This is a genomic window from Mycobacterium sp. E3305 (genome assembly GCF_001666785.1).
GTDB lineage: Bacteria > Actinomycetota > Actinomycetes > Mycobacteriales > Mycobacteriaceae > Mycobacterium.
On record NZ_LZJA01000019.1, the window covers coordinates 23,803 to 31,893 of the forward strand.

Annotated in this window: 9 protein-coding genes; 4 read left to right on the forward strand and 5 right to left on the reverse strand. The window is 71.7% G+C overall.

Annotated elements, in window-relative coordinates:
* On the reverse strand, positions 1-1,035 hold the full coding sequence (bioB, locus tag A5701_RS02240; RefSeq protein WP_067748062.1) for a biotin synthase BioB: 1,035 nt from the start codon (positions 1,033-1,035) through the stop codon (positions 1-3).
* Between the two features lie 132 nt (positions 1,036-1,167).
* Here bioB and A5701_RS28425 point away from each other — a divergent pair, with 132 nt between their 5' ends.
* The 4 genes from A5701_RS28425 to A5701_RS02255 all read left to right on the forward strand — a co-directional run bounded on the left by A5701_RS28425 (position 1,168) and on the right by A5701_RS02255 (position 4,998).
* Positions 1,168-1,338: a hypothetical protein gene (locus A5701_RS28425; protein ID WP_197498966.1), complete on the forward strand. Its 171-nt coding sequence runs from the start codon at positions 1,168-1,170 to the stop codon at positions 1,336-1,338.
* 88 nt (positions 1,339-1,426) lie between these two features.
* Complete coding sequence (locus tag A5701_RS02245) at positions 1,427-3,271, forward strand: hypothetical protein (RefSeq protein WP_067748064.1); 1,845 nt, start codon at positions 1,427-1,429, stop codon at positions 3,269-3,271.
* Between the two features lie 3 nt (positions 3,272-3,274).
* The gene (locus A5701_RS02250; protein WP_067748065.1) at positions 3,275-3,637 is read left to right on the forward strand and encodes a hypothetical protein; all 363 of its coding nucleotides are present in this window, start codon (positions 3,275-3,277) and stop codon (positions 3,635-3,637) included.
* A 68-nt stretch (positions 3,638-3,705) separates the two neighbouring features.
* The gene (locus A5701_RS02255; RefSeq protein WP_369807375.1) at positions 3,706-4,998 is read left to right on the forward strand and encodes a hypothetical protein; all 1,293 of its coding nucleotides are present in this window, start codon (positions 3,706-3,708) and stop codon (positions 4,996-4,998) included.
* Here A5701_RS02255 and A5701_RS02260 read toward each other — a convergent pair.
* From A5701_RS02260 to A5701_RS02275, 4 genes are all read right to left on the reverse strand, one after another.
* Positions 4,995-5,504 (reverse strand): 2'-5' RNA ligase family protein, encoded by a 510-nt coding sequence (locus A5701_RS02260; protein ID WP_067748069.1) that lies wholly within the window; start codon positions 5,502-5,504, stop codon positions 4,995-4,997. The genes A5701_RS02255 and A5701_RS02260 overlap by 4 nt on opposite strands.
* The gene (bioD, locus tag A5701_RS02265) at positions 5,504-6,184 is read right to left on the reverse strand and encodes a dethiobiotin synthase (RefSeq protein WP_067748071.1); all 681 of its coding nucleotides are present in this window, start codon (positions 6,182-6,184) and stop codon (positions 5,504-5,506) included. The genes A5701_RS02260 and bioD overlap by 1 nt, the downstream gene beginning before the upstream one ends.
* Positions 6,181-7,329 (reverse strand): 8-amino-7-oxononanoate synthase, encoded by a 1,149-nt coding sequence (locus tag A5701_RS02270; protein WP_067748073.1) that lies wholly within the window; start codon positions 7,327-7,329, stop codon positions 6,181-6,183. Before A5701_RS02270 ends, bioD begins: the two co-directional genes overlap by 4 nt.
* Before the next feature lie 4 nt (positions 7,330-7,333).
* Positions 7,334-8,091: aminotransferase class III-fold pyridoxal phosphate-dependent enzyme (locus A5701_RS02275; protein ID WP_156669878.1), on the reverse strand; the 758-nt coding region annotated here is incomplete at its 5' end.

The window sequence follows — 8,091 nt, forward strand, 5'->3', positions numbered from 1 at the left end:
TTACAAAGTGGCGTTGAGCGCCTTGATCGGCATCTGCAGATCGTCGAGCAGTTCCAGATCGGCTTCGGCCGGCCGGCCGAGCGTGGTCAGGTAGTTGCCGACGATCACGGCGTTGATGCCGCCCAGGATGCCCTTCTTGGCGCCCAGGTCACCGAGGGTGATCTCACGCCCCCCGGCGAACCGCAGCATCGCGCGCGGCAGGGCCAGCCGGAAGGCGGCCACCGACTTCAGCGCCTCGGCCACCGGCAACACCTCCAGGTCGCCGAACGGCGTGCCGGGCCGCGGGTTGAGGAAGTTCAGCGGGACCTCGTCGGGCCCCAGCTCGGCCAGCTCGGCGGCGAACTCCGCGCGCTGCTCGAGCGTCTCGCCCATGCCCAGGATGCCGCCGCAGCACACCTCCATGCCGGCGTCGCGCACCATCGAAAGGGTCTGCCAGCGCTCCTCCCAGGTGTGGGTGGTCACGACGTTGGTGAAGAACGAGCGGGCGGTCTCGAGGTTGTGGTTGTAGCGGTGCACACCCATCTGCGACAGCTGATCGACCTGCTCGGCGGTCAGCATCCCCAGCGAGCACGCGATGTTGATCTCGACCTCGTTGCGGATCGCCTCGATGCCGGCCGCGACCTGAGTCATCAACCGCTCGTCGGGCCCGCGGACGGCGGCCACGATGCAGAACTCGGTGGCACCGGACTTGGCGGTCTGTTTGGCGGCCTCGACCAGGCTCGGGATGTCCAGCCGGGCGCTGCGCACCGGCGAGGCGAACAACCCCGACTGCGAACAGAAATGGCAGTCCTCGGGGCAGCCACCGGTCTTCAGGCTGATGATGCCCTCGACCTCCACCTCGGGGCCACACCAGCGCATCCGCACCTCGTGGGCCAGCTCCAGCAGGTCGTCGAGCCGGTCGTCCGGCAGCTGCAGCACCCGCAACACCTGCTCGCGATCCAGTCCCTCGCCGCGCTCGAGCACCTGTTCGCGGGCAACCGCCAGAATGTCCGCGTCGTTGGCGCCGGTCGCCGGTCGAGTTGCCGCTTGAGTCACCAGTACTCCCCTGCATCGTCGCTGGCCGCGCGCGCGGCCTCCTGCCCCACGGTCGTGGCGGCTGTCAATAAAAAGTGTTCAAAGTAGGGTAACGGCCGCAGTGCATGCCATCCCCCGGGGTATCTCACCACCATGACCGATCCACACGTCACCTATGTGGCCCACCACATGATTCTGCTGGCGATCCCGGCGTTCCTGCCGGCGATCATCGTCGTCGGCGTGATCCTCTACGTCGCGCTCAAAGACCGCCGGACCCCCGACGAGTCCGAGGACGCCGGGCAGCGCGACGACGAAAATCGGTGATTGACCAGCCCGTGATTTGGGCATTCCGCTTCGTGCGAGCTGGATCACAGCTCGCCAGGCAGTCGGGCGCTGTTGGGAGGGTTTGACGATGACATCGGCGGAACTCGTTTTCGTTGCGGAGGCGCCGGCGCGCGGCGCCGGCCTCAACCAGGTGATCGGGCTCTCGGTCGCGGCGGTGGTGATCGCCGCGGGCATGCTGTGGATCGGTTATGCCCATCGCACCCATCGCATCCAGTGGCTGACCCGGGTCGCCGACAAGCTGGGCGAGAAGTTCCACCGGCCCAACTGGGTGGCGCTGCCGGTCATGATCTTCACGACGTTCATCATCTGCGCCCTGTTCGGGTTCATCTGGGACGTCAGCTGGCACATCGGCAACGGACGCGACCCCGGCCCGTTGGCCAACCCCGCGCACTATTTCATCATCATCGGCCTGTTCGGCATCTTCGTCGGCGGCGCGGTGTCGGTCGTGCTGCCGTTCGACAAGCCGGGGCCCGCGGCGGTGCGCATCACGCGCAACTGGTATGCGCCGGTCGGCGGACTGTTGATGGCCGGCTGCGGGATGTACGCGATGATCGGGTTCCCGCTCGACGACATCTGGCACCGGATCTTCGGTCAAGACGTCACCCTTTGGGGCCCAACGCATTTGATGATGATCGGCGGGGCGTGTTTCTCGCTGTTCTCGGTGCTGATGCTGGAGCGTGAGGGCGAGGCGCACGAAGCCGGGGAGGTATTCAACGGCGCGTTCATCTCGTTCCTGCGGTACCTGTCGTTCGGCGGGTTGTTCATCGGCCTGTCGGTCTACCAGATCGAGTTCGACTTCGGGGTCCCGCAGTTCCGGCTGGTGTTTCAGCCGATGCTGATCGCCGCGGCGTCCGCACTGGCCGCCGTCGCCGCCCGCCTGACGATGGGCCGCGGCGCCGCGATCATCGCGGCGGTGTTCGCCATCGCGCTGCGGGGCGCGGTCGCGGTGATCGTCGGCCCCATCCTGGGCGCCCCGATCAACTGGTTCCCGCTCTACCTGGGTCCCGCCCTCATCGTCGAGCTGGTGGCGCTGACGCCGTTGATCAAGCGCCCGCTGGTGTTCGGCGCCGTCTCGGGCCTCGGGGTCGCCACGGTGGGGATCTGGCTGGAATCGCTGTGGATCGGGGCCGTCTACCACTACCCGTGGCCGACCAGCATGTGGGGCGAGGCGCTGGCGATGTCGGTGCCGGTGGCCGTCCTGACCGGGTTGTGCGGCGCGATGTTCGGCATGGTGCTCACCGGCGAGCGCCTGCCGGGCCGCCGGCTCGCCATCGGCGTCGTCGCGCTGACGGTGCTCGTGATCGGTTGCGCGGTGGCCAACGGGTTGCACATCCTCGTGCCGGGCAAGGACACCGCCACGGTGACGCTGACGGATCTGCCCAGCCCCGCAGGCCAGCGGATGGTGTCGGCCGATGTGATGATCTCCCCGACAACCATGGTCAGCGACCACCCGGACTGGCTGACGATCCTGTCCTGGCAGGGGCGGATGCAGAACGACCGCGGCCTGATGATCGACAAGCTCGCCAAGGTCGGGCCGGGGCACTACCGGTCCACGCAGCCGGTCCCGGTGTGGGGTGACTGGAAGACGCTGTTGCGGGTCCAGGACGGCCGCACGATGACGGCCGTGCCGATCTACGAGCCGGCCGACGACGCCATCCCGGCGCCCGAGGTCCCCGCCCTCGCGACGAGTACGCGGCCGTTCGTCCTGGAGGTCACGATCCTGCAGCGCGAGCGCGACCAGAGCGCGCCGGCCTGGCTGTTCACCGCCGGCGGAATCGTCGTGCTGTTCCTGACGCTGATGGTCATCACCGCCCTGACCTGGGGCGCCGGCCGGATCAACAACTACGACACCCTGCCCAAGCGGCCCGAGGAGGAGAAGCACACCGTGCCCGGCACCCCCCAGGCGGCGTGACCGATGGGGATGCGTAGCGCCCTGGCCGCGGCGTGGGTGGCGGCTTTGGCGTGGGCGCTGATCGCGTGCGGCGGTTCGCAGAGCCAGTCCCCTGCCGCCGGCCCGACGGTCGACGTCACCATCGCCAAAGGACAGGTGACCCCGACCAACGCCACGCTGCAGGCCAAGGTGCGCCAGCAGATCACCCTGCACGTGACCAGTGACGCCACCGACGAGTTGCACGTCCACTCGACGCCCGACCACAAGTTCCCGGTCGCCGCGGCGCCCAACCAAACCTTCCAGTTCGCCGTCGACGTCCCCGGCAACGTCGAGGTGGAGCTGCACCATCTGGACCGCACGATCGCGACCATCCAAGTCCAACCGTGAGCGCCCGCGGCGCGACCGCGGTCCTCGCGCACGGCCTCGGCGGATCCGGCGACCTTCCGGTGCCGTACATGTACGCGATGGTCGGGGCGGCGTGGGCGCTGACGTTCACCTTCGCGCTGGTCGCGTTCGCGTGGCGGAAGCCGCGGTTCGATCCCGCCAAGCCGGGCCGTCCGCTGCCGGCGGCGGTGACCGCCGTCGTCGACGCGCGGGCGACGCGCTGGACGGCGGCCGCCCTCGGCCTGATCTTCGCGACCTGGGCGGTGGCGGCCGGGGTGTGGGGCCCGCGGTCGGAGGCCAACGCCCTACTCGGCGTGTTCTACGTGCTGCTATGGGTCGGGCTGGTGGCGGTGTCGCTGCTGATCGGACCGGTCTGGCGGGTGATTTCGCCGATGCGGACGATCTATCTGTTGCTGCGCCGCGGCACGCCGGAGCGCCTGCACTCACCGCGGCTGGCCTATCCCGACGGCTGGGGCTACCGGCCCGCCGCGCTGGGCCTGTTCGCCTTCGTCTGGATGGAACTGGCCAGCCCGAACCCGGCGTCGCTGCCGTGGGTGCGGGCGTGGCTGGCCGTCTACGCCGTGGCGATGCTGGCGGGCGCCTGGTTGTGCGGCCAGCGCTGGCTGGCCCGGGCCGACCCGTTCGGGGTGTACAGCATGGCGGTGTCGCGCCTGTCGCCGTTTCGCCGCAACCCCGACACCGGGCGCATCGTCGTCGGGAACCCCCTCGACCATCTGCCGTCGCTGCCCGTGCGCCCCGGCGTGGTCATGGTGCTCGCGGTGCTGCTCGGGTCCACGGCGTTCGACAGTTTCTCGTCGTCGCCTACGTGGCGCGGCTTCGCCGATCGGCTCTCCCCCGGCATCGGCCTGGCGCCCGCGGCGTCGTCGTCGCTGCTGCGGACGCTGGGCCTCATAGTCTTCATTTCGGTTGTGGCCGTGACGTTTTCGCTCGCCGCCCGCGCGACGGGCGGCGTCGACCGCGAGTGGCGCCGCGCCCTGCCCGGGCAGCTGGCGCACTCCCTGATCCCGATCGTGGTGGGCTACATCTTCGCGCACTACCTGTCCTACCTCGTCGAGCGCGGCCAGCAGGCCGTGTTCGCGCTGGCCGACCCCTTCGGCCGCGGCTGGAACGTGCTGGGGCTGGCGCATCAGCAGGTCGCCTACGTGCTGTCCACCCACCCGCCGGTGCTGGCCGGGATCAAGGTGGCGTGCGTGGTGACCGGCCACATCCTCGCGGTGGTCGCGGCCCACGACAAGGCCCTGCGGCTGCTGCCCAGGGGCCACCAGCTCACCGGCCAGCTGACGATGATGCTGGTCATGGTCGGCTACACCTTCACCGGCCTGTACCTGCTGTTCGGCGGCTAGCCGATCAGGTAGTCGACCTTCTTCTCGCCGTTCCAGTGCCGCAGGGCGGCGAAGCTGCCCTCGACCAGCGTGAGCCGGCCAGCGATGCGCAGCGCGCGGCTCAGGGCCGGGCCGCCGACACGTCGGGCCAGCGTGACGTGTGGCGTCCACTGACCCGGCAGGCTGGTGGGCGCCGCCGCGGGGGCCAGGTGCTTCCCGCACAGCCGGTGCACCTCGGCGTGGAAATCGAGCAATTCGGCCGTCGGCACGACGACCCGGGCCAGGATCGCATTGGAGCGCCCCAGCAGCAACGACGCGCCGACGGCGCAGCCCAGCGGCAGCCGCCCGGTGAGCGGCCGCAGCGCGGCGTCGGCCTCCTCGGCGATGCGGTCGGCCACCGCGAGCGTGACGTGCGGTCGCCCGGCGGGGGCCTGGCTGGGAATCCCGGCGCCCGCCAGCGCGTCCCACAGCCCGCGGATCGTGGCCTCGGTCTCGCCGTCGAAGAGCAGCTCGATGGAATGCACCATCAGCGAACCAGCGCGGTGACCCAGTCGCGGTCGAACGCCGCCGCGCTCATGTCCGCGAACTGCGCGGCGTCCATCGCCCCGGCGCCCGCGGGCAGCGCGGCCCGCACCGGGCCCAGCCGGTCCAGCGCGACCCGGTTCGAGGTCTCCGCAGGCCCGGGGCTGGCCGGCCAGCTCCCGATGACCAACCCCGCACACGAAACATTGTGCGCGGCAAGCGCTTCCAGCGTCAGCGCGGTGTGGTTGAGGGTGCCCAGCTCGGCGGTGACCGCGACCAGCGCCGGGGCGCCCAGCGCCACCGCCAGATCCCGCAGGGTGACCCCCGCGGCGGCGAGCTCGACCAGCAGCCCGCCGGCCCCTTCCACCAGCGTCAGCCGCCCGGGGCGGTCCAGGGCGGTGATCAGCCGCAGCACCTGGTCGCCGGTGGGCAGCGCAGCGCCGGCCAGCTCGGCCGCGGCGGCCGGCGCCAGCGGTTGCGGGTAGCGGGCGAGCGCGGCCAGTTCGGTCGCGCCGGACAGCCGGGCGACCTCGGCCAGGTCGTCGTCGCCGGAGTCGGTGCCGGTCTGGACCGGTTTGCAGACCGCCACGTCTATGCCGGCCTGACGGGCCTGGCAGGCCAGGGCGGCGGTGACGACGGTCTTGCCGACCCCGGTGCCCGTGCCCGTGACGACCAGGACGGTCAAGGGCGCGCCACGGCGAGGACGTCGGACAGCACCCGCCGGGCGATGTCGAGTTCGGCGGCGTCCAGCGACGCCCGCGCGGTCAGCCGCAGCCGGGACGTCCCGGCGGGCACCGTCGGGGGCCGGAAGCAGCCCACCTTCACGCCGGCATCCAGGCAGGCGGTCGCGGCGGCCAGCGCCACCTCCGGGTCGCCCAGGATCACCGACACCACCGCCGAGTGGGGCGCGTCGGGAACGTCGCACGCCTCGGCGAGGGCGCGGGCGTGCCGCAACACCGCCTCGGGCCGCCACGGCTCGGCCCGCAGCACGCCCAGCGCGGCGCGCGCGGCGCCCACCGCGGCGGGCGCCAGGCCGGTGTCGAAGATGAACGTGCGCGCCGCGTCGATCAGGTGGGCCCGCACCGCCGCCGGTCCGAGCACCACGCCGCCCTGGCTGCCCAGCGCCTTCGACAGCGTCGTGGTCACCACCACGTCGGATGCGCCGGCCAGCCCGAGCTCGTGCAGCAGCCCGCGCCCGCCACCGCGCACGCCCAGGCCGTGGGCCTCGTCGACGATCAACAGCGCGCCCTGCCGGCGACAGGCCTCGTGCAGCTCGCCCAGCGGCGCCAGCGCGCCGTCGGCGCTGAACACCGACTCGGTGATCACGACGGCCCGCTCCTCGTCGCGCGAGGCGAGGGCGGCCGCCACGGCGTCGACGTCGCGGTGCGGCGTCACCACCACCCGGGCCCGCGACAGCCGGCAGGCGTCGACCAAAGACGCGTGGGAGAGGGCGTCGGACACCAGCAGCGAACCCCGGCCCGACAGGCCGACGACCGCGCCCAGGTTGGCCGCGTATCCGGACGAGAAGAGCAGGGCCGCCGATGCGCCGACGTACTCGGCGAGCTCGGACTCGAATTGCTGATGCAGGTCGGTGTCGCCGGTGACCAGCCGGGATCCGGTGGCCCCGGCGCCCCACATGCGCAGCGCGGCGACGCCGCCCTCGATCACGTCGGGGTGCTGGGACAGGCCGAGATAGTCGTTGGACGCCAGATCGAGCTCGGTGGCGACGGCCGGGCGGGGCCGCAAGGAGCGACGCAGCCCCGCCCCGCGGCGCTGCTTCTCCACCTCCTCCAGCCAGGCCAGTGGGGAAACCTCGATCGGTGTTTTCATCGCCCTAAAGACTACGAGAGCCAACGAGGCGGGCGACCTCGACCATCGCCGAGGTGATCTGGGCGATCTCGCCCGGCGGGCAGATGTAGGGCGGCATCGCGTAGACCAGGTTGCGGAACGGGCGCAGCCAGACGCCGCGCTCCATTGCCGCCGGGGTGGCGACGGCCAGGTCGACCGGGCGGGCGCACTCGATGACGCCGATCGCCCCGCACACCCGCACGTCGGTGACGCCGGGCAGCGCGCGGGCGGGCTCGAGCCCGTCCGCCAGCCCGGCGGCGATCTCACCCACCCGCGCGCGCCAGTCCTGGTCTAGCAGCAGCTCGACGCTGGCCACCGACACCGCGCAGGCCAGCGCATTGGCCATGAAGGTGGGCCCGTGCATCAGCGCGCCGGCCTCGCCGGCGCTGATGGTGTGCGCGATGTCGGTGCTGCACAGCGTGGCGGCCAGGGTGACGTAGCCGCCGGTCAGAGCCTTGCCCACGCACATGATGTCCGGGCTCACCCCGGCGTGGTCGGCCGCGAACAGCTCGCCGGTGCGGCCGAAGCCGGTGGCGATCTCGTCGAAGATCAGCAGCACGTCGTGCCGCCGGCACAGCTCGCGCAGGTCGCGCAGGTAGCGGGGGTCGTGGAAGCGCATCCCGCCGGCGCCCTGCACCACCGGTTCGACGATGACGGCCGCCAGTTCGCCGGCGTGCTCGGCGAGCTGCTGCTCGAACGCCGCGGTGTAGCCGGGGTCGTAGTCGCGCGGGACCTGCGGGGCGA

What these genes read in the sequence shown, in the direction of transcription:
- A5701_RS28425 (WP_197498966.1), top strand. Translation starts at nt 1,168, where the DNA reads ATGACCGATCCACACGTCACCTATGTGGCCCACCACATGATTCTGCTG.
- A5701_RS02245 (WP_067748064.1), top strand. Translation starts at nt 1,427, where the DNA reads ATGACATCGGCGGAACTCGTTTTCGTTGCGGAGGCGCCGGCGCGCGGC.
- A5701_RS02250 (WP_067748065.1), top strand. Translation starts at nt 3,275, where the DNA reads ATGGGGATGCGTAGCGCCCTGGCCGCGGCGTGGGTGGCGGCTTTGGCG.
- A5701_RS02255 (WP_369807375.1), top strand. Translation starts at nt 3,706, where the DNA reads ATGTACGCGATGGTCGGGGCGGCGTGGGCGCTGACGTTCACCTTCGCG.
- A5701_RS02260 (WP_067748069.1), bottom strand. Translation starts at nt 5,504, where the DNA reads ATGGTGCATTCCATCGAGCTGCTCTTCGACGGCGAGACCGAGGCCACG.
- A5701_RS02270 (WP_067748073.1), bottom strand. Translation starts at nt 7,329, where the DNA reads ATGAAAACACCGATCGAGGTTTCCCCACTGGCCTGGCTGGAGGAGGTG.